Annotated in this window: 18 protein-coding genes; 10 read left to right on the forward strand and 8 right to left on the reverse strand. The window is 65.2% G+C overall.

Annotated features, from left to right (window positions below; translation table 11 throughout):
* Window positions 1-59 precede the first annotated feature (59 nt).
* Both ppk2 and AC5RUM_RS18945 read right to left on the reverse strand, forming a co-directional pair.
* Window positions 60-995 (reverse strand): polyphosphate kinase 2, encoded by a 936-nt coding sequence (ppk2, locus tag AC5RUM_RS18940; protein ID WP_494036401.1) that lies wholly within the window; start codon window positions 993-995, stop codon window positions 60-62.
* 55 nt (window positions 996-1,050) lie between these two features.
* A complete protein-coding gene (locus tag AC5RUM_RS18945; RefSeq protein WP_494036402.1) occupies window positions 1,051-1,470 on the reverse strand; it encodes a MarR family winged helix-turn-helix transcriptional regulator in 420 nt (139 codons plus the stop codon).
* Between the two features lie 678 nt (window positions 1,471-2,148).
* Here AC5RUM_RS18945 and AC5RUM_RS18950 point away from each other — a divergent pair.
* Window positions 2,149-2,781, forward strand: a complete 633-nt coding sequence (locus tag AC5RUM_RS18950) for a dihydrofolate reductase family protein (RefSeq protein ID WP_494036403.1) — start codon at window positions 2,149-2,151, stop codon at window positions 2,779-2,781.
* A gap of 289 nt (window positions 2,782-3,070) precedes the next feature.
* On the opposite strand, the gene AC5RUM_RS18955 is transcribed toward AC5RUM_RS18950, so the two are convergent.
* A complete protein-coding gene (locus AC5RUM_RS18955; RefSeq protein ID WP_494036404.1) occupies window positions 3,071-4,225 on the reverse strand; it encodes an NAD(P)-dependent alcohol dehydrogenase in 1,155 nt (384 codons plus the stop codon).
* 242 nt (window positions 4,226-4,467) lie between these two features.
* Window positions 4,468-4,905 (reverse strand): hypothetical protein, encoded by a 438-nt coding sequence (locus AC5RUM_RS18960; protein ID WP_494036405.1) that lies wholly within the window; start codon window positions 4,903-4,905, stop codon window positions 4,468-4,470.
* 396 nt (window positions 4,906-5,301) lie between these two features.
* Between AC5RUM_RS18960 and AC5RUM_RS18965 the strand changes: the two genes are divergently transcribed.
* The 5 genes from AC5RUM_RS18965 to AC5RUM_RS18985 all read left to right on the forward strand — a co-directional run bounded on the left by AC5RUM_RS18965 (window position 5,302) and on the right by AC5RUM_RS18985 (window position 9,905).
* Complete coding sequence (locus tag AC5RUM_RS18965; RefSeq protein ID WP_494036406.1) at window positions 5,302-5,988, forward strand: DUF1345 domain-containing protein; 687 nt, start codon at window positions 5,302-5,304, stop codon at window positions 5,986-5,988.
* Window positions 5,989-6,199: 211 nt separating this feature from the next.
* Complete coding sequence (locus AC5RUM_RS18970; RefSeq protein WP_494036407.1) at window positions 6,200-7,387, forward strand: type III polyketide synthase; 1,188 nt, start codon at window positions 6,200-6,202, stop codon at window positions 7,385-7,387.
* A 6-nt stretch (window positions 7,388-7,393) separates the two neighbouring features.
* A complete protein-coding gene (locus AC5RUM_RS18975; protein WP_494036408.1) occupies window positions 7,394-8,095 on the forward strand; it encodes a class I SAM-dependent methyltransferase in 702 nt (233 codons plus the stop codon).
* On the forward strand, window positions 8,088-9,230 hold the full coding sequence (locus AC5RUM_RS18980) for an FAD-dependent oxidoreductase (protein ID WP_494036409.1): 1,143 nt from the start codon (window positions 8,088-8,090) through the stop codon (window positions 9,228-9,230). The genes AC5RUM_RS18975 and AC5RUM_RS18980 overlap by 8 nt, the downstream gene beginning before the upstream one ends.
* 9 nt (window positions 9,231-9,239) lie before the next feature.
* A complete protein-coding gene (locus AC5RUM_RS18985) occupies window positions 9,240-9,905 on the forward strand; it encodes a peptide deformylase (protein WP_494036410.1) in 666 nt (221 codons plus the stop codon).
* Here AC5RUM_RS18985 and AC5RUM_RS18990 read toward each other — a convergent pair.
* On the reverse strand, window positions 9,902-12,004 hold the full coding sequence (locus AC5RUM_RS18990; RefSeq protein WP_494036411.1) for a S9 family peptidase: 2,103 nt from the start codon (window positions 12,002-12,004) through the stop codon (window positions 9,902-9,904). The two genes, AC5RUM_RS18985 and AC5RUM_RS18990, sit on opposite strands and share 4 nt — an antisense overlap.
* A 137-nt stretch (window positions 12,005-12,141) precedes the next feature.
* On the opposite strand from AC5RUM_RS18990, the gene AC5RUM_RS18995 reads away from it, so the two are divergent.
* From AC5RUM_RS18995 to AC5RUM_RS19010, 4 genes are all read left to right on the forward strand, one after another.
* Complete coding sequence (locus AC5RUM_RS18995; protein WP_494036412.1) at window positions 12,142-13,026, forward strand: putative RNA methyltransferase; 885 nt, start codon at window positions 12,142-12,144, stop codon at window positions 13,024-13,026.
* A gap of 121 nt (window positions 13,027-13,147) precedes the next feature.
* Window positions 13,148-13,609 (forward strand): NfeD family protein, encoded by a 462-nt coding sequence (locus AC5RUM_RS19000; RefSeq protein ID WP_400576288.1) that lies wholly within the window; start codon window positions 13,148-13,150, stop codon window positions 13,607-13,609.
* A gap of 106 nt (window positions 13,610-13,715) precedes the next feature.
* Window positions 13,716-14,666 carry an SPFH domain-containing protein gene (locus tag AC5RUM_RS19005; RefSeq protein WP_400576290.1) on the forward strand — a complete coding sequence of 317 codons (951 nt, stop codon included), beginning with the start codon at window positions 13,716-13,718 and terminating at the stop codon, window positions 14,664-14,666.
* 239 nt (window positions 14,667-14,905) lie between these two features.
* Window positions 14,906-15,253, forward strand: coding sequence for an RNA polymerase-binding protein RbpA (locus AC5RUM_RS19010; RefSeq protein ID WP_003802221.1), 348 nt, complete (start codon window positions 14,906-14,908; stop codon window positions 15,251-15,253).
* 71 nt (window positions 15,254-15,324) lie between these two features.
* Here the strand turns inward: AC5RUM_RS19010 and AC5RUM_RS19015 are convergent, their stop codons facing one another.
* From AC5RUM_RS19015 to AC5RUM_RS19025, 3 genes are all read right to left on the reverse strand, one after another.
* Window positions 15,325-16,071, reverse strand: a complete 747-nt coding sequence (locus AC5RUM_RS19015; protein WP_494036413.1) for a polyprenol monophosphomannose synthase — start codon at window positions 16,069-16,071, stop codon at window positions 15,325-15,327.
* A 508-nt stretch (window positions 16,072-16,579) separates the two neighbouring features.
* Window positions 16,580-18,247: an amidohydrolase gene (locus AC5RUM_RS19020; RefSeq protein ID WP_494036414.1), complete on the reverse strand. Its 1,668-nt coding sequence runs from the start codon at window positions 18,245-18,247 to the stop codon at window positions 16,580-16,582.
* A 44-nt stretch (window positions 18,248-18,291) separates the two neighbouring features.
* Window positions 18,292-21,192 (reverse strand): DEAD/DEAH box helicase, encoded by a 2,901-nt coding sequence (locus AC5RUM_RS19025; RefSeq protein ID WP_494036415.1) that lies wholly within the window; start codon window positions 21,190-21,192, stop codon window positions 18,292-18,294.
* Window positions 21,193-21,209 lie beyond the last annotated feature (17 nt).

The raw sequence follows: 21,209 nt of genomic DNA on the forward strand, positions 1-21,209 counted from the left end.
GGCGCTCGGCCGGCTGGCGCGTCAGGCTCGAACAGGTCAGGGGCGCCGGACGGGACAGCTCAGTCTCCCACTGCCTCGCGGCCTCGGCGTACGATCAGCGGGTCGGCGTCGTACACGACTGAGGTGTCCTTTCCCTCATAGTCAAACTGGTTGAGGAAGTAGCGCAGGGCGTTGATCCTGCCGCGCTTCTTGTCGTTGGATTTGATGGTGATCCACGGCGCGTGGTCTGTATCCGTATGAAGGAACGTTTGTTCCTTGGCTTCGGTGTATTCGTCCCAGCGGTCCAGTGAGGCAAGATCCACGGGTGAGAGCTTCCAACGCCGGACAGGGTCGATTTGTCGGATAGCGAAGCGTGTTCGCTGTTCGTGCCTGGTCACCGAGAACCAGAACTTGTTCAGGTGGATGCCGGCGTCGACCAGCATCTGTTCAAAGATCGGGGCCTGGTTCATGAAGGTCCGGTATTCCTCCTCATTACAGAACCCCATCACCTTTTCGACGTTGGCCCGGTTGTACCAAGAGCGGTCGAACATGACGATTTCTCCAGCGGTCGGCAGGTGTTGGACGTAGCGCTGGAAGTACCACTGGCCCTGTTCGCGGTCGGATGGTTTGGCGAGGGCGACCGTGCGTGCCGACCGGGGATCGAGGTGTTCCGTGAAGCGCTTGATCGTCCCACCTTTGCCGGCAGCGTCACGGCCTTCGAAAACGATCACGTTCCTGCGGTTGTTGTCCTGGCCCCAATACTGGAACTTCAGCAACTCGATCTGCAGCCGGTATTTCTCGATTTCGTATTCCGCCCGGGTCATCCGCTCGTGGTACGGGTAATCCTCGCGCCAGGTTTCCACGGCAGAGCCGCCGGGGTCGATGAGCTCAGGGTCCTCGCCCTGCCCGCCGGCGACGATATATCCCAAGTCCACGAGGCGGTCGATAGCCTCCCGCAGGTTATCCCTGACCCACCAAGGATCTTTGGGTGTCCAGGGCTGGGATGCCTCTACCATCGGGGCTCCTTAGGCTCGCCGACTCATTGACGGCATTTTAACAGGGGTCCCGCCCTCAGCGTGTGATGATGCGGTCTGCGTTGTTGCACATGCGTTCGAGAACGCTGACGGCCATGGCGTATTCATCGGTTCCGATGCCCGCTGTGAGGTCCCGTCGTGTGGTTTCCACCAGGCCGGTTGCTTGGGCGTGCAGTGCCTTACCTGCTTCTGTTAACGTGAGGTAGCCGTCCTGTAGGAACACCAGCTGCCTTCGGACCAGTGAGGCCATGTCCCGTTGCTGTGCGTCGACGCCGTTGGTTTGACTGAACGGACGCAGAGCGTCCCCTAATTCGGCAGGTGTTACGGGGCCCGAGCTGAGAGTGCCGAGGACCTGCCACTGTCTCCTGGTCAGGCGGAGCCGGGCGAGCGTGGCATCGAGCACCGCCTCCAGTGCCACGTCCAGCCGCTTGACCCAGTATCCAACAGGCCTGTTCACGTTGCCATAGTGGCAGGTGCCGTTCCACACCTGCAAGGTGGGGGAGCGGCGGAGCCTTGTTCCATCAGGGCGCTGGGACGATCCATAAGCCGGCGACGGCGGTGCGGCCGGGCTCGGCGGTCATGCGGGTGGCGTGGGCGGACACTGGCCCCGCGCTGAGGTCGAGTTTCACGCTCGTTGTGGTTCCGCAGTCCAGAGCCACCTCATGCGCTGTTCCTCCGCGTCGGTCGGGCTGCGAGATGGTAAGCATCGCTTTTGGCGCTCCGATGCAGGCAGCGGTAATTGTGTAGCTTCCCTTTGGTATTCCACTGGCCGACGTCCGATATCCATCACTGGCCAGGCCGCCTGACCCACCCAACACTAGGCCGTTGGGTCTGGGTCCCAATCGAATGTCCAGCTGAGACTGGTTCCCTGCCTGAATTTCGGCAAGCCCGGGGTCGGGCACCGGGCGGGGGAGGAGGCGCCGGCTGGGACGATTATTGCCATCCGAAGCGAAAGCAATGCACATCGCAGATGAGGGTGTCGAGTGGCAACGAACTGCCAACGACCTCCACGGAACCACCAACGAGGCGACGGTGACGATCTCGCCCTCCCCAAGCTCCCGCAAGTGTGCTTGTCTGTAGCAAGTTGGCGGGTCCAGAAGGGGTCCGCGGCTGCTGTCCGACGGGGTGACACGACATGAGGCTAACGACCACGACCAATGTCTCGGTGGACGGTGTGATGCAGGGGTTGGGAGGACCTGACGAGGATCGCAGCGGCGGCTTCGAACGCGGCGGATGGGCCATACCACTTCTCGACACCGAAACGGGGGACTATCTCAACCAGGCCTATGGCAGCGCGGCCGCGTTTCTCTTTGGCCGGCGGACATACGAGATTTTCGCTGGCTATTGGGGCGCGATGGCCGATCCGAGCACCAACCCGATTGCCTCTGCCCTGAATAGCCGGCCGAAGTACGTGGTGTCGACCAGCCTCACCGACCCGCAGTGGGCAGGCACAACTGTCCTGCATGGCGACATTGCCACGGCCGTGCGTGATCTGAAGGCGCATCAAGATGGCGACCTGTTGGTGCCGGGCAGTGGTGCCCTCGTCCGGTGGCTGTTGGGCAACGGCCTGGTGGACCAGCTCGACTTGATCACCTATCCCGTCGTCATCGGCCAAGGCACACGGCTGTTCCCCGATTCCGGCCCGGACCTCGCGCTCGATCTGGTAAGCTCACGGACCACGTCCCGGGGCATCACCATCCAGTCCTATCTGCCGCTCGGTCGTCCGGAGTACGCAACGTCCATTGTCGACCCCGAACGCGTGTTCTAGCCGCGGCGACCCGGCATCGCCGAGCCGCCGGCTAAAGCTGGGCCGACAGTCCGGACCAGCTGAGTAAGCGTGAAAAGCAGCTATAAAAGAAATAGAGGAAAAGATTGCGCCTTCAGGTTCACTGGTCACCAGTGTCACCTCTGGCAGCTAGCTTTTCCCGACTGCTGCCGCCTGCGGCGGTTCTTCTTGTCATCGTTGTTGCTGCCGCGGCCAAAGCCGGTCTGAGTGTTCTCGGCATCGCGGCTTAGCATGTGGAGCGGGACTGACTAAAGCGAATCAATTCTTGCCCTCATGCGTCTGCGTTGGCCGCCGCTGCCGGAAGAGTCTTGGTGTCCAGGACAAACCGGTACTTGACGTCGCCGGCAACCATCCGGTCATAGGCATCGTTCAGCTGTGCCGCGGAGACAATCTCAATATCGGAAACCACTCCGTGTTCGGCACAAAAGTCCAGCATCTCCTGTGTCTCAGCGATGCCTCCGATGTACGACCCGGAGTATGCGATCCGGCGGCGGCTCAGGGTCCAGGGATTGACCGGCGGCATGGGCTCAGAGGGCAGGCCTAGCTGGAACAGCGCCCCCTCTAGGCGAAGAGTCCGAAAGTATGGGTTGAGATCATGCGGGGCCGCTACGGTATCGATGATGACGTCGATACTGTCCTCGGCCGCCGCCATGGAGGCAGCGTCCCTGGACAGAACAACGTCGTCGGCCCCCAACTCCTTGGCCGCCGCGATCTTGGCCTCTGAGGTTGTGAAGACCTTCACTTTGGCCCCCATCGCCTTGGCAAGCTTCACTGCCATGTGTCCGAGCCCGCCGAGCCCCACAACTCCCACGACGTCACCCTCCTCGACACCGAAGTGCCGCAGCGGGGAATACGTAGTGATCCCTGCGCACAACAAGGGAGCAACGGCGGCAGGGTCAAGGTTGGTTGGGACACGAAGCACGTAGCGCCTGTCCACTACCACCGAGGAGGAATAACCGCCTTGAGTGATGGCTCCTTCATTTCTCGGGTCGGCTGCACCATAAGTACTGACAACGCCCGTGTCGCAATACTGCTCAAACCCATCCAGGCATCTTTCGCATTCGCGGCAGGAATCGACCATGCACCCTACGCCTACCAGCTCCCCAACAGGGAGGTCGTCGACGGCGGAGCCTACACGGCTAACACGGCCAATAATTTCGTGCCCGGGAATAAGCGGATACTTGGGGGAGCTCCATTCCCCCCTCGTAGCGTGCACGTCGGAGTGGCACAGTCCGCAATACTCCACCGCTATCTCAACGTCGTCTTCCTTGGGCGCACGCCGGGCCACGGTCAACGGCACGAGTCCGCTGTTGCTGGACCGCGCGCCGTAACCGGACGCCAACCGCTGTTGGTGCCCCTCGCGGCCATCCACGACAGGGGGCAAGGGCTTGGCAAGGGGAGGTGAGCTGGAGCGTCCTGGAGTCATAGTGCGACGCTACGCCCGACACGCGGGAGGTTTCCAATTTCTGTGACGATTGTCAGCAATCTACAACTCATGCTCCGGGGCATCCGCTCACCCGTGTCTCGATATCCCTCAGGTTTCCTGGTCCGGGCGCATGGGCTACGACCTTCTCTGGTGCGCTGCTAGCCCGCCACGCCCTGCATCTGTCTGCCGAAAACCTGGCGCTGTGGGAGGGGAGCTCCGCGTCTGGTGACATGCGTAGTCCATCAGCGGGGAAGCGCTGCCAGGGACGACGCTGCCAGGGGGTGGCGCCGACGGCCGGCGAGGGCCTCCTGCAGGCGCGGAAGGTGCTGCTCGATGTCCTGCACAATGGATGCCACTGCAGCGACATCCGTCAGGGCCAGGGCAAGCTCCAGTTCGCGGCACAGCTGGTTCATCCGCAGGGCGCCGGCAAGCCACGACGTCGTTTTGAGGCTAAGCGAGGCATGCATGGCGGTGTCCCGGTCCCGGACAGTAACCGTGCCGACGATCCGGTCAACGCGCCGGGGGAGGAGGGCGGTGTACTCCGTGGCGAAGGACTCTGCGACCTCCCATGAGGACTCTTCGGCGAGTTTCTCCAGGTGTTGTGCATCCAGCGTCGGCCTCGGACGCTCACTTCTGATTTCGTGCCTAGGTCTCATCGCTGTCGTTTTGGCTGCTGTCATGGCGCCTTGCCTTCCGGTCGGGCCCCCTCCGCCGCGTGCTTGGGGGCTACAGGCGACGGAGGGGACGTGTAGGCGCAGCTTGTCAACCCAGGAATACTCCATGCCTGTGCAGGCCAGGTCGACAATGCTGCGAAAGGCCGGTCTTCGTTACCGGTATCAAACAGACTGCACGCCCAACCTCAAGGACCTCACCATCGACGATCAATAGTTGATCAAGATAGATCCGGTCCTGCTGCGCCCCACCGATGAGGTGAGCAGGGGAGCTGCGATGAGAAGGCGAAATCCCCCGATCACACCTGAAGCAGCCGAACCTGGGCGCACGTGGGGTAAGCGCACAGTGGACCCCACGTGCCAGGTTCACCCTGAAGTCGTGAGGGGTTGATTAGAGTACAGGTCATGAACTTGCCCCCTCCAGGACTGCCAGCCGGAGTCGTCAGGCGCAGCCGGCTTCGCTTCGTGGTCATGGTGCTTTTTGGGATGGCAGCCGCGCTGGCTGCCGGTCTTTCGGGGCGTTGGATCGAAGCCCCTGCCATAGGGTGGGCCGTGGCGTCGCTGACCTACGTGGTGTGGGTCTGGGCTGTGATCGGACGGCTTGACCCTGAGGGGACGCGCCTCCATGCGGTAACAGAGGATCCTTCACGGGGTGTCACCGATCTGCTCATTCTCGCTGCCAACTTTGCCAGCCTGGCGGCAGTCGCCGCCGTCGTGTTTGACTCACACCGCAGCGCCTCAAGCGGCAGAGATGAGGTGGTGGGCGCCGGGTTGCTCGCCCTCTCCGGTGTGGCGTTGTCGTGGATGCTGATCCAGACGCTGTTCACCCTGCGCTATGCAGAGTTGTACTACGACCCGGAAAAGCGTGGAGAGGAGCCCGGCGGCATCAACTTCAATCAGGAACGCCCGCCCCAGTATTCGGATTTCGCCTACGTGGCCACCAGCTTGGGGATGACTTACCAGGTTTCCGACACCAACCTGGAGAGCCACAGGATACGGGCCGAGGCGCTGAAGCACGGGCTCCTGTCCTATCTTTTCGGGACCGTCATCCTGGCCGCCACCATCAATCTGCTCATTGGCCTGGTGGGCTAGCGACGAAGGGGCAAGTAGTCGAAGGGATCGACGATCCTCCAAAGAAGAGGAAGGACTCTGGACTCCGCGGGAGAGGGCCTAAAAAACTATCACTTTACATAATGTACATTATCGGCGTTAAACGAACAGGAGTAGAAGTAGCTGCGAGGACGCCCGTGCACGCCGGCCAGATCCATTGTCTTAAGTGGCGCTCTCGTTAAGAATGAAACCCATGACGGTCTACGTGAGAGCCCTCGAGACAGCTGTTCCGCCTACGAAGCTCATCCAGACGCAGGCCCGGGACGTGTTTGCCGCCCAACCCGGCCTGACGAGACTCGGCTCACGGCTGGTTGCCACCTGCTTCGACTCGGCCGCGATCGACACGCGCTACACGGCCGTCCAGGAACTGACGCTGGATTCACGCTCGGACGACCCGAAGTTCTTCGACCCCGCCACGGGCCTGCTCCGGAGCCCCAGCACGAAGGAACGCAATGACCTGTTCGCCCGTGAGGCCACCAAGCTCTTCATCGAGGCCGCTTCCTCCGCCGTCTCCAACTGTGCCGGCATCGATCCACTTGACATAACTCACCTGATCACGGTTTCCTGCACCGGGTTTTTCAACCCCGGCCCGGACTACAAAATAGTCCGGGCGCTGGGGCTCAGCCCTGCCGTGCAGCGCTACCACCTGGGCTTCATGGGGTGCTACGCCGCGTTCCCCGCACTCCGGGCAGCGAAGTCGTTCTGCGAGGCGGACCCCGAGGCGGTAGTCCTCGTCGTGTGTGCGGAGCTCTGCTCGCTGCATGTCCGCACCTCCAACGATCCCGACACCATCATGGGCTCGGCGCTCTTCGCGGACGGCGCCGCCGCCGCCGTCGTGACCGCGCGCGAAGTACCCGAATCACGGGCGCTCCTGCAGCTGGACCACTTCGAGACTGTCCTGACGCCGGTTGGTGAGGATTCCATGGCGTGGAACATCGGCGACGAGGGGTTCGAGATGGTCCTGGGCAACTACGTTCCGCACATCATCGACGACCACATCATCGGCGCCCTGGAACCGCTGCTGGCCAGGGACAGTTCACTCAGGGAACTCCCCTACCGGGACATCACGCACTGGGCCATCCATCCCGGCGGCCGCAGCATCCTGGACAAGGTGCAGTCTCGGCTGGGCCTCACCGATGAACAGCTCATCCCAGCCCGAGAAACCCTTCGCAACTATGGCAACATGAGCAGCGCCACGGTGCTCTTTGTGCTCCGGCACATCCTCGACCTTTCGCCGCAGAGCCGGGACGAACGCATCTGCTCCATGGCATTCGGGCCCGGGCTGACGGTGGAGACAGGGCTGTTCACGAGGATCGGCCAGCCGCAGGAAGCGCCGGCAGAGCACCGGCTCGCCGACGAGGCCGAATCGTCCCTGGCCTGACCCGCCATGGGCATGCTCGGGGCGCGAGACGCCAACGCTGTTGAGGACATGGACCGGGCCGACTGCGATCCGGAGCGCCTCGACCGCACCTACCGCCAGTTCGCACTGGTCAACCGTGCCATTTCGGGCTGGCATGGCCTCTACCGCAGCAGGCTCAGGCCGCTGCTGGCGCCTGCCGCCCCGGCCACGCTGCTGGACATCGGCTGCGGCGGCGGGGACCTGGCACTAATGCTCGCCCGCTGGGCCGCCCGGGACGGCGTCCGGCTCGACATCACGGGCATCGACCCCGATCCCCGCGCATACCGTTTCGCCGAGCACAGGATGCCCGTGCAGGGAGTACGGTTCCGGCAGGCCACGAGTGCAGAGCTCGTGGCGGAGGGCGAGACCTTCGACTTCGTGATATCCAATCACGTGCTGCACCACCTGACCGACGGCGAACTCCAGGGCCTGCTCACCGATTCCGTGAAGCTCGCCCGGCGCCTGGCGGTCCACAACGACCTCCGGCGCAACGCCCTCGCCTACGCACTTTTTGCGGCCGGCGCGCTGCCGATGACCGGATCCTACATCCGCCGCGACGGGCTGACCTCCATCAGGCGCAGCTATACCGTCACGGAACTTGCCGCCGTCGTTCCTGCTGGATGGCGGGCTGAACGGCACTCCCCCTTCCACTGCGTGCTCACCTACAGCCCGGACGCCGGCCGTGACTGACGTCCTGATCGTCGGCGGCGGTCCCGTGGGGCTGTACCTCGGCGCGCTGCTGCTGCAGGAAGGCGCAGATGTCCGGGTCCTCGAAAAGCGCACCGGCCGGAATGCACACACGAGGGCCATCGGAATCCATCCGCCCGCCCTTGCCGCACTGGACCGCGTCGGCGCCTCAGCTCCCCTGGTCGCCCGCGGGGTCCGCATCCGCCGCGGCCTTGCCGTCTGGGCCGGCCGAGAGATCGCGCACATGAATTTCGCTCCGGTATCGGACCGCTTTCCGTTTGTCCTGGCCGTACCCCAGCCCGTTACGGAGGCGGTCCTGGAGGCCCGGCTGCTGGAGTTGGACGGCAATGCCCTGCTTCGCGGGGCTGAGGTGACGGACATGTACGACGACGGCGACCGGGTCACTGTCGACGCCACCGTCGCGGGGACCCGGCAAAAGATGTCCGCTGCGATTGCCGTGGGTGCCGACGGCGCCAATTCGACGGTGAGGCGGCTGCTGGGGCTGCCCACGCTGGAGACACGCTACCCGGACCACTACCTGATGGGTGATTTTCCTGATTCCAGCCCGTACGGCGAGGACGCTGCCCTGTTCCTCGAAGCCGGCGGGATCGTTGAGTCCTTTCCCCTGCCGGGAAGTGTGCGCCGCTGGGTGGTCAGGCTGTCCGGCCCGCCGGTCCGTCCCGATGCGCGGCTGCTGGCAGACCTGGTGAAAGAACGGACGGGCATCAGCGTGGACACAGGCGCCAACAGCATGCTGAGCAACTTCGGAGTCCGCTCACGCCTGGTTAGCCGCATGATCGACGGAAGGACTGCTCTCATCGGGGACGCCGCCCACGAAATAAGCCCGATCGGCGGGCAGGGCATGAACCTTGGCTGGATGGATGCGGAATCCTTGCTGCCCGTCATTATGGCTTCCCTGCGGGGCCGGCCATGCGGAAGCGGCCTTCGCCGATTCGATGCCTCACGGCGACGGGCGGCGGCTGGGGCGAAACGCCAGGCCGAGGTGAACATGGCGCTTGGCAGGCCGCTGTCCGGCGCCCGGCTTCGCGCACGGAACGCGGCCATCGCCCGCGTGGCTGCGGTGCCGGCCCTTAATGCCCTCGTGGCCAGGCGCTTCACCATGCAGTGGCCCCGTTAGGCTGGCTTCATGAGCCACGCATCCCCGCCCACGTCCTACAGTGCTGCCCGTATCCGGGAGACCGTGCAGGAACTGCTGGCGATGGACGCATTGCCGCCCATCGTCCAGGCCGGCCACCCGGTCTTGAGGCAGCGTTCAGCTCCCTTCGAGGGGCAACTGAACGCGACGGAGCTGTCCGAACTGATCGGCCTGATGAGGAAGGTCATGCACGAGGCGCCCGGAGTCGGTCTCGCAGCGCCCCAACTGGGGATTCCGCTGCAGCTCGCCGTCCTCGAGGACCAGTTTGACATCGATAAGGATGCCGCGGCGGCACGGAGCCGCACGCCCCTCGAATTCTTCGCGATGCTCAACCCCTCGTACAGCCCACTGCCGTCCGGGACAGCCGCCTTCTTCGAAGGCTGCCTATCCCTCTCCGGGCTGCAGGCCGTCGTGGAGCGACCGGAAAGCGTCAGGCTCGAGTGTCAGACGCCGTCGGGAGACAGCATGGCCCGGGAGTTCACAGGCTGGCAGGCGAGGATCATCCAGCACGAAACAGACCACCTGCGCGGAACGCTGTACATCGACAGGGCCGAGCTACGGTCCCTCAGCACCAACAGCGAATATGCGGCGCGCTGGGCTGAACCGGGAATCGACCGGGCACGCCGGGAGCTGGGGTTCCTGACGGAACCCCGCTAGTTCCCGGCGCCCGGATTCTGCCCGCCGCCGTTGGACGCCGTCGGCAGGTACCGCGCCCACCACGCCAGGATGTGCTCGAACCGCTGGCGGCGGTGGTGCGGCGTGCCTGACCTGGACAACTCGTGGTTCTCGCCCGGGAAAACCAGGAAGGCAGAGTCGACGCCCTGCTGCTTGAGGGCAGTGAAGTACCGCTGACCCTGCTCCACCGGGCAGCGGAGATCATCCTCACTGTGGATCACCAGCGCGGGCGTCCTGACCTGGGTGATGGTGGCCATGGGGCTTTGAGCCGCCACCTGCTCAGGCAGGGTGCCAGTGTATTCGCCGCCGAAGAACCAGCCGATGTCGGAGGAGCCGGTGAAGCTGACCGGATCCAGGAAGCCCCGCTCGACGATCGCGGCCCTGAAACGGTGGTCCTGGCTTATGGTCCAGGCGGTGAGGTACCCGCCGTAGGAACCACCCATGATCCCCAGGGCCTTGGCGTCCAGCACAGAGAACTTCTCCAGCGCGCCCTCCAGGAAGGCGAGCACGTCCTGCATGTCCACGGTGCCCATCCGCTCCTTGATGGCCCTGCCGTGAGCCTGGCCGTAGCCTGCCGAGCCGCGGGGGTTGCACATCACCACCGCGTAGCCGGCCTCCGCATAGACCTGCGCCTCGTCAAAGAGCGCCACCGTATACTGCGAGAACGGACCCCCGTGGATGTTCAGCAGCACCGGATGCGGGCCCTTCCCGGGCGGCATCAGCACCCATCCGTGGACCTCGTAGCCATCGGGGGACGGGACAACCAGCGCCTGCGGCTCGATGACCCCGGCTTCCGTCCGGAGGGCCGCCGAAAAATCTGTCAGGAGCCGCAGCTGGCCGTCATTGAGCCAGGCCACATCGCCGGCGGTCGCGGCGTCCGAGAAGCTGATAAACAAGGATTCCTCGGCTGCTCCGGCTCCGGTGACCACCCTGTCTCCATGAACCAGGAGGGCATGGCTGCCGGTGGCACTGAACTCGAGCAGTTCCACCGTCCCTTGGGCGTTGTTCAGCACCAGGGCTGCATCCTTGCCCCGCAGGCTGATGAGGCCGCCCGGCGCGGCGACATCCATATTCTCCGCATCGCTGAGCGCCCGTGCCTCTCCGCCTGCGGCCGGCATCACGTGCAGAACCGTGTTTTTTGCGACGAAATCCAACCCGGAGTCGCCCAGGTCCTGGGCGGTGAAGAACAGCCACTTCCCGTCCCGCGACTCCCGGACGCCACTGACAGTCTGGGGCCCCGTGTTGGACGCCTGCACCGGCACGGGCTCGCCTCCGGCGGGGGCCACCCGGTAGATCCCGCTGGCCAGATCCGCATCGCTCGCGTCATGGAGCGCGGCAACGAAATACACCCACCGGCCGTCGCTGCTGAAGGATTCACCGGTGTGGTCTGTGGGGGCAGAGGTGAGCTGCCTCGTCTCGGGCAGGCGGGGGGCGGCCCCTGCTGCCTGGCCGCCCGCGGCCCCGGACGGGCCGCTGTCCCCGGAGTCATTTCCGGTATTCCTGACCTGGCTGTCCTTTACCGCACGTCCTGCAGGCTGTACCTTCGGCTCGTCGCCCAGGTCGGGAACGTCCAGGATGAACAGCTGGAGCGGCTTGTCCTGCGTGTAACCCACACCGTTCATCCGGTACTTGAAGCTCGTTATGAAGCGCGCATCCTCACCGCCGGCGGGTACACCGTCGAGGGTGCCGTACCGGCCGGCCTCGGGCTGCCGGGAGCCAAACACGAGCCGCTGCGAATCAGGAGACCAGGCGAAAGAAGATACCCCCAGGGGCCGGTCCGTCAGGACCTGGGGTTCCCCGCCGGCCGCCTCCACAACATACAGCTGCGGCTTACCGCCCGGCATGGTCCGGAGGAAGGCGAGGACCCGGCCGTCCGGCGAAAAAGCCGGCGCCGTGTCCCGGTATCCGCGGGTCACCCGACGTGCCGGTTTCTCGGGATCCTGCGGAACAGTCCAGAGCTGGCCCACGTAGTCATCGGCATCAAAATCTGGGCGGGTCACTGAGACGACGGCGCGCGTACCATCCGGGTGGACAGCAGGGGCGGAAACGGATTTGAGCAGCGGCAGGTGTTCTGGCTTCACCCACGTGAGCCTAGCGCCTCGCCGCAGGCGTGTGAAACACCTCTCACCCAGGGGCCCGCTGGCGCCGGCAGTGACGGGCGCCAGCACTGACGCGCACCAGCATGTCAGCGTGGCCGGTACGCCCTAGGATTGTCAGCATGCCTTTCCGCCTGCCACCCCTGCTCTGTCCGGTATGCCGGGAGGGGCTGTCGCCTGTGTCTGCATCCGCGCCGGGAACCCGCAGCAAGGCCCTCGCCTGCCGCAACGGACACAGCTTCGACGCCGCCAAACAGGGCTACTTCAACCTGCTGGTCGGCAAGGGAACCGCATTTGAGGCGGATACCGCCGAGATGGTGGCGGCCCGGACGGCATTTCTCGACGCCGGTCACTACCGCCCGCTTGCAGCGGCAGTCGCCGCCGCGGCCGAACCCGCGTTGCTGGGTCCGGAGCCGGTCGTGCTCGATTCCGGGACCGGCACAGGCCATTACCTCCGCGCGATACTTGACCTTCCCGGGCACGGGGACGGCATGGCCGCCGTGGGGCTGGACATCTCCAAGTTCGCCCTGCGCCGGGCCGCGCGGCTCAACGCCGAGGCGGTGAACCTGGTCGGAGATGTGTGGCAGCCGATCCCGCTGGCGGACTCCGCCGTCGACGTCGTGACGGTCGTCTTCGCGCCCCGCAACGCGAGTGAGTTCGCCCGCGTACTTCGGCCTTCGGGGCGGCTGGTCGTAGTGACGCCCCGGCCAGGCCACCTCGCTGAGATCGCAAGCCAGGCCGGAATGCTCGGGATAGAGCCGGCCAAGGACGAACGGCTGGCCGGCTCGCTGTCGGGCCACTTTGAACTGTTGTCCACCCAGGACCTGGACCTTGAGCTGGAACTCTCCCCCGCCGATGTGGCCAACCTGGCCCTCATGGGTCCTGCGGGCCACCACACCGACCGCGCTGCCCTGGCTAAGAGGCTGGCGGACTTTCCGGCCGTGACCGCCGTCAGTGCCAGGTTCCGCATCAGCGTCTTCCTCCCCCGCGATGGAGCCGCCGAATAACGTCTTGGCCACGTTCTGGCCCCGGCCGCCCCTCACCTGCCCAGTGCCGCTCCGCCGGTCTAGGATGGAAGAAAGTCACTGAGGGTCTGCCTCGCAGCCCCCGGGATCAAGGGGGAATCGAATGTTCGAATGGCTTGGCCAAAACTGGTGGGCACTGTGGCTCACGGTCTTCCTGGTGTTCGCCGCCGTCGAGATGCTGACCCTTGATCTCTTTTTCATCATGCTGGGCGGCGGTGCACTTGCGGCGGTGGTGGCCGACTTCGCCGGCGCCGATTTCTGGCTGCAGATCGTGGCCTTCTGCGTCGTGTCCCTGCTGATGATCGCCTTCGTGCGGCCCGTCACACTGAAGCACCTGCATAAAGGGCCGGCTGAACAGCGCACGAACATTGACCGGCTCATCGGTGAAACCGCACTGGTAATGGAACCCGTGACCGCCACCGGCGGGCGGGTGAAGATCGGCGGCGATATCTGGAGTGCACGCTCCGATTCCGGTGTCCTCGCAGAGGGCCAGCGAGTAGTTGTCGCTGCCATCGAAGGCGCGACGGCGGTCGTGGCGCCTCAGTCCGAATCCGCCGTCCAGTAGTTCCGGGCAGTCTAGATTTCTGCTGCTGCCGTTCTGGCTGCAGCGGATCCGGCGGCTGAGCCGCCACGTACAGCTTCACTGAAAAATTGGGGAATGAAGGAGAAGTATGGATAGCCCAGGAGGATTCGCCCTCACGATCGTAATGCTGGTCCTGATCGTCTTTGTCGTCATAGTGCTGGTCCGGTCAGTGCGGATCGTGCCACAGGCCCGGGCCGGCGTGGTGGAGCGCCTGGGCAAGTACCAGCGGACGCTCAACCCTGGCCTGACCCTCCTGATCCCGTTCGTGGACCGGCTGCTGCCGTTGCTGGACCTCCGTGAGCAGGTGGTTTCGTTCCCGCCGCAGCCCGTTATTACCGAGGACAACCTCGTGGTGTCCATCGATACGGTGGTCTACTTCCAGGTGACAGACCCCCGTGCGGCGACCTACGAAATCGCCAATTACATCCAGGCCGTGGAGCAGCTGACCACCACCACGCTCCGCAACGTAGTTGGCGGACTGAACCTGGAAGAGGCACTGACATCCCGTGACCAGATCAACGGCCAGCTCCGCGGCGTGCTGGACGAAGCGACCGGGCGCTGGGGCATCCGCGTTTCGCGTGTGGAGCTGAAGGCGATCGATCCGCCGCACTCCATCCAGGATTCGATGGAGAAGCAAATGAGGGCCGAGCGTGACCGGCGCGCCGCCATCCTCACGGCCGAGGGAACCAAGCAGTCGGCCATTCTGACGGCGGAAGGCCAGCGGCAGGCGGCCATCCTCAAGGCTGAGGGCGACGCCAAGGCTGCCATTCTCCGTGCGGATGGTGAGTCGCAGGCCATCCAAAAGGTGTTTGACGCCATTCACAAGGGCAATCCGGACCAGAAGCTCTTGGCGTACCAGTACCTCCAGACGCTGCCCAAGCTCGCGGAGGGCTCTTCGAACAAGCTGTGGATCATCCCCAGCGAGGTGGGCGAAGCGCTCAAGGGAATCGGCAACGCGCTGGGCGGGACCAATCCCGACCCGCGGTCCGGCGACCTGTTCGGACCGTCCGAGGACACCGAAAAACAGCCGCAGCCCTAGTTCGGCTGACACAAAGGGAGGCGCGCCATGGGTGTGCCTCCCTTTGCCGTATTGCCGCCGGACCAGCGATTCCGTATAATAGGATATTTGTCCGGCCGGATCACTCCGCCCGGAACAACATTGCTTGGCAAAGCGTTTCATTTAGTGATGCTACGTAGAGCACAACGTAGTCCGGAGGCTGCTTTGAAACCTCCGGCTAGCGCGGAGTCCGCTCCGCGAACCGACCAGAGGGAGAAATCATGAGCGATCGCAGCCTGCGGGGCATGCGTCTTGGCGCCCAAAGCATGGAGACCGAGTCCGGTGTGGAGCCGGCTCCGCGTCAGCGGGTTGAGTACCGGTGCGAGGACGGCGAGCAGGTTTTTGTAACCTTCTCCTCCGAAGCCGAAATTCCCCCTGTCTGGGTTTCCAAGACCGGCAAGGAAGCGCTGCTCGTTGATGGCGAACGCCCCGACACCAGCAATGAAAAAGCTGTCCGCACACACTGGGACATGCTGCTGGAACGCCGGTCGCTGCCGGAGCTTGAGCAGATTCTCGAAGACCGCCTCACCATTCTGCGTGAACGTCGTGGCGAGAGGCGCTCAGCCTAGCCAGCCCAAACCGCAAAAAGGCCGGGCCTGCTGCACAGTGCAGCGGGCCCGGCCTTTGCTTTCGCCGGCGGCTACTCCCGGCCGGTTGCAGGCTTCCTGCCGGTCAGCTTGTTCCAGCGGGCCGTCAGGCCCCACTTCGTCACGTTGAGCATGGCTTCGACCACGATGTTGCCGCTCATCTTCGAGGCGCCGAGTTCGCGCTCCACGAAGGTGATGGGGCGCTCCACAATCGTCAGGCCCATCTTGGCGACGCGCCAGGCCAAGTCCACCTGAAAGCCATAGCCGACTGACTCGATCTGGTCAAGGTTCAGCTTCTCAAGCGTGGTGCGGCGGAAGGCACGGTAGCCGCCCGTCACATCCTTGATCTTGACGCCGAGCATGATCCGGGAGTAAGTGCTGCCGATGCGGGAAATCGCCTGCCGGTACAGCGGCCAGTTCACGACACTGCCGCCGCGCACCCAGCGGGAGCCCATGGCGAGGTCGGCGCCCTGTTCCACGGCGTCCAGCAGCTGGGGCAGCTGCTCGGGCTGGTGGGATCCGTCGGCGTCCATTTCGACGAGGACGTCGTAGCCGGCCGCGAGTCCCCACTTGAAACCGGCGATGTACGCGGCACCAAGCCCTTCCTTGCCCTGGCGGTGCAGGACGTGAACCTGGCTGTCTTCGGCAGCGATGCTGTCCGCCAGTTGCCCGGTCCCGTCCGGGCTGTTGTCGTCCACAACGAGGACGTCCGAGTCCGGCACCGCCGCACGCAGGCGACCAAGCGTTATGGGGAGCGACTCCAGCTCGTTGTAGGTGGGAATGATGGTGAGGACACGCACAGGGAGAGGCCTTTCCTGGATGGGAGCGGTCAGCACGCGTGGAGTGAGGCGGGACCGCCCGACTCGCAAAGCGCAACTCTCCATTATAGGGGCGTTTCGAGGTTCCCTTTTCCGGAAGAGCCCGGCTGCAGGACCGCCGTCTGCTGGCGCCGCGGGGATGGCCGGGAACGCCACGGGCGGGTCCAGGCGCCTCGGGCCAGTTCCGGATTACGCGGTGCCGGTAGGGGAACTGTTTTCTGTTGCGCCATGGACCCGCCCACGGAATGCCACCACCGCACATGGCCGGATGGCGTCCGCGCTCCGATTGAATCGGGAGTGGCCAGACAGACACCGGTCCAATTGCATCCGTCCGTTGATCCTCAATGCTACGGACGGCCCCTGACCTGTCAACCGCCACCTGACCTGCCGCTACGTTCATCGCCGCAGGTCAGCGCCCGGTTTTTGCGGGCTGCCCAGGGCAAATGAGAAGCTGCGCCCCCGTTTGTTGCGGCCGGCCGGCGGGGGCCCGTCAGGAGCGGAAGGCCTCGGCCGAAAATAGTTCCCGGCCGTTCCGCACGGTCTGGAGGCAGCGCGGAGCCGTGCCCGTGTCCAGAGCCGGCAGCAGAGGCGTTCGGGCCCGCGGGTCTGTGCTCCAGGACTGCACCCTGCCGTCGGCGACCTGGACCATGAGCTCGTCGACCTCCCAGACCGCAAAGGTGGCGGGCGCACCCGGTACCAGTTGCCCCGCCATCGGGTTGGCGTGCCTGGCAGCGCGCCAGCCGGCCCGCGTGTGGCCAAGGAAGGCCGCCCGTGCGGAAATCCGCTGGTCATGGTTGTTGTGCTCCAGGCACGCCTTCACGGCTGCCCAGGGCCGCAATGGCGTCACCGGGCTGTCGCTGCCGAAGCAGACGGGAACGCCTGCCGAGTACAAGGACGCGAACGGATTCATGTTCCGGCTCCTGGAGCCCAGGCGTTGTTCATACATCCTTCCCGGGCCTCCCCAGGCGGCGTCGAAGCCCGGCTGCGCGCTGACGGTCACGGAATACTTCGCGAGCCTGGCGATTGCTTCGGCGTCAACCATCTCGACGTGTTCGAAGCGGTGCCCCGCGGCACGGATCCGCTGCCCCCCCACTTCGGCGGCGGCTTGCTCCAGGGCGTCCAGCGCGGCGTCCAGTCCTGCGTCGCCGATCACGTGGAAGCCGCCCTGGATGCCCAGGAGCGAACAGGCCGCGAGGTGTGCCGCTGCCTCGTCCGTGGAGAGATAGGCCGTCCCCCTCTCCCCCGGTGCATCAGCGTATGGTTCCCGGAGCGAGGCCGTGCGTGAACCGATGGAGCCGTCAATGTTGAGGTCGCCGGCCAGGCCGCGGACAGGAACACCAAGCTCGGCGAGCAGCGCCTCGGCCTCTGCAGCCGTCGCCGTCAGCTGCCCCCAGTAGGGCAGGACCTCCGGCAATTCCGCGCCGGAGTAGTCGTTCCAGCCCGCGGCCAGCTGCAGGTCAAGCATGCTCCCAATATGCGGGGCGCCCATTTCTGCTACCGCCACGTAACCGTTCGCTGCGGCTTCGTCCAGGGCGCGGCGCTGGTACTTCTGGAGCGTGTCTGCCGGCAGGCTGCGGGCCGCCCGCCGGGCCGTGGCGTGCGCCTGGCGTCTGACTTGGCCGCCGGCGGCGAAGCCGTCCAGCCCTTCGACCCGCGCCGCAGCGGCGAGGGATGAGGATATGAGGGCGGAGTGGGCGTCCGCCCGGGAAAGGTAAACCGGCCGGCCGCCGGCAGCCCTGTCCAGCTCTCCTGGTCCCGGCAGCGTGGGGTCTGCCCACCGCGATTCGTCCCAGCCGTGGCCCAGGATGGGGCCATCCCCGCCAGCCGCGGCAGCATCCGCAACAGCGTCAAGGAGCTGTCCCGCGGAACGGACTTCGCCCAGCTGCAAGGATTCCAGCGCGATTCCGGTTTCCGTCAGGTGCACGTGGGAGTCGACGAATCCGGGCGCCACGAGCGCTCCGTGGAGGTCGACGACGTTCATGGAGCCATCCGCGATCGACGTGGCCGCCTGCTCCGACCCCACCCATGCGACGGTGTCACCGTCGACGAGGATGGCCGTGGCAAAGGGGTCAGCGGCGGTGTAGACGGAGCCGTTGCGGTACAGCGTGACTCCGGCTCTGCCGGGGCCGGTCTTGCCGCTGGTGGTTTCCTCGGTCATGGGGGGTGGAACTCCTTGCTGCTGGTTTCGTGTCAGGCCACGGCCTAGACGACGGTGGAGTAGGCGACGACGCCGCGCCGGACAATCTTGATGGCCTCGCTGCACAGCCTGGCGAGGCGTGGTTCCAGCCCGGGGATCTGGGCCAGCTGGTCGAGTAGGTCGATGACCTGTTTGACCCAACGGACGAAGTCGCCGGCGGCCAGGTCCGTACCACTGAGCACTTCCTGGAGGTGCCGGCCGCGGGCCCACTTGTAGATGGGCCACACCAGGCCCAGTTCCGGTTCGCCGGTCAGGGGTAGCTTGTTCTGCTCTTCCACGTCCTCCAGGGCCGACCATTCCCGGACCACGATGTCCACCGCTGTTTCCAGCGAAACGCTGGGCATGCGGGGACGCAGGCCCCGATCCTCACGCTTGGCCTGGTACACCAGCACGCTGGCGAGGGCGGCTACCTCAACGGCGTCGAGGTCGTCAAAGGCGCCCTGGCGCAGGGCCTGTGAAATCAGCAGGTCCTTTTCGCCGTAGATGCGGCGCAGACGCTGCCCGTCAGCGCTGATTCTGTGCTGCCCGGGTTCCGGTGACTCCAGGTAGCCATAGGCAGAGAGCACATCACAGACACGGTCGAAGGTTTTGGCGATCGTGTTGGTCCTGCCCTGGATCTGCCGAACCAGCCCGTCCGTTTCCTTGCGCAGTTTCCACCATCGTTCGGACCACCGGGCGTGGTCCTCGCGTTCGCTGCAGCCGTGACAGGGGTGTGCGCGCAAGGCACGCCGAAGTTCAGCAATCTTCTTTTCCTGATTGGGAGAGCCGGCACCGAGCCCGAAGTCGGTGTTGCGCGGGTTGCCGGGAGCGGGCGGACGGTTCTCCCGCAGCGCATTGCGGACGGACGAGGCGAGATCACGCCGGGATTTGGGGACCTTGGCGTTGAAGGACTTGGGGATCCTGATCCGGGTCAGCGGGGATATGGGCCCCTCGAGGTCGTCGATGCTGATTCGGCGGAGCTGGTTTTCGACGGTGAGCACGGCCGGCCGCGGTTCGCGCGAGCTGTGGTCCGAGCTCAGCACCACCGCGTAACCGGGGGCACGGCCCGCCGGAACGTCCACCACATCGCCAGGCAGGAGGCGGCTGAGTGAATCCTCGTTGAGCGACTTCCGCGCCCTGGACTTGGTGCGCGACGTGAAGTTTTCGGCGTCGGAGAGTTCGCGCCGGAGCCGGGCGTACTCGGTGAAGTCGCCCAGGTGGCAGGTCATGGACTTGGCGTATCCCGCCAGCGATTCCTCCCGGCTGCGCACCTGCTTGGCCAGGCCCACCACTGAGCGGTCAGCCTGGAACTGGGCGAACGAAGATTCAAGGATTTCCCGGGCCCGTGCCCGGCCAAACTGCGCCAGGAGGTTGATGCTCATGTTGTAGGTGGGCCGGAAGCTGGAGTTCAGCGGATACGTCCGCCGGGAGGCCAGGCCGGCTACTGCCGCTGGATCGGTACCCGGCTGCCACAAGACCACGGCGTGGCCTTCGACATCGATGCCGCGCCGGCCCGCCCGGCCGGTCAGCTGGGTGTATTCGCCTGCCGTGATGTCCACATGCGCTTCGCCGTTGAACTTGTCGAGTTTTTCCAGGACCACGCAGCGTGCCGGCATGTTTATGCCGAGGGCCAGGGTCTCGGTGGCGAAGACAGCCTTGACCAGGCCGTCGGCAAAGAGCTTTTCGACGACTTCCTTGAAGGTGGGCAGCATACCGGCGTGGTGGGCGGCGATGCCCCGCAGCAGCCCGTCGCGCCAGTTCCAAAACCCGAGCACTTCAAGATCGTCGGACGGGATGTCCTGCCCTGCCTCGTCGACGCGCTGGGCGATGATCCGCTGTTCCTTCTCGCTGGTGAGCCACAGGCCCGCCGATACACACTGCGTCACCGCCGCATCGCAACCGGCCCGGGAGAAGATGAACGTGATGGCGGGCAGCAGGTCCTGCCGGTCCAGACTGGCTATCACCTGCGGCCTGCTGGCCCTGCGCACGGCAGTTCTGATCTCCTGCTGGGGCCTGTCGCCGTTGCGCTGGCGCTGCTGCCGCCGCTGGCTGCGGCCGCCATGGCCGAAGCGGCCCTGGAAGTTCAGCTGGCTTTCCTCCCTGGAAAGCTTCAGAAGCTCAGGATTGACTTCGAAGCCACGCCGACCGGCGTCGTCGGGGGAAGGCGCTGCGGGCACGGCAGAGACGGTGGCGGGATTGCCTGCTGGAGCTATTTCATCGAAGGTGGTTTCTCCGGCAAACAGGTCGACTATTTCCCTGCCCACCATCACGTGCTGATATAGCGGTACGGGACGGTGTTCGGACACGATGACGTCGGTGTCTCCGCGGACCGTGTCCAGCCAGGCCCCGAATTCCTCGGCGTTCGAAACCGTGGCACTCAGTGAGGCAACCTGGACCTCGCTCGGAAGGTGGATGATGACTTCCTCCCACACCGCGCCCCGGAAGCGGTCGGCCAGATAATGGACCTCGTCCATGACCACGAAACCGAGGTCGTCCAGGGCAGCGGAGTCGGAGTACAGCATGTTCCTGAGCACCTCGGTGGTCATCACCACCACGGGCGCTTCGCCGTTGATGCTGGTGTCGCCGGTCAGCAGCCCCACATTCTCCGCACCATACTTGTCGGCCAGCTCGGTGTACTTTTGGTTGCTCAGCGCCTTGATGGGGGTCGTGTAGAAGGCCTTCAGCCCGCGTTGCAGGGCAAGGTATATGGCAAACTCGCCCACAATGGTCTTGCCGGCGCCGGTGGGCGCGGCCACCAGGACGCCCCGGCCGTCCTGCAGCGAACGGCAGGCGTGGCGCTGAAAATCGTCCAGTTCAAAGTCAAGGGTGCGGGCGAACGCTCCGAGGTGGGTTTTGGATTCCGCCGTCCGTTCGGCGCTGGCCCTGTATCGTTCGGCTGGCGACATAGAATCCGGTGATGTGGACATGCCTCAAGCCTAGCCGG

The sequence above is a fragment of the Arthrobacter sp. B2060 genome, from assembly GCF_059090445.1.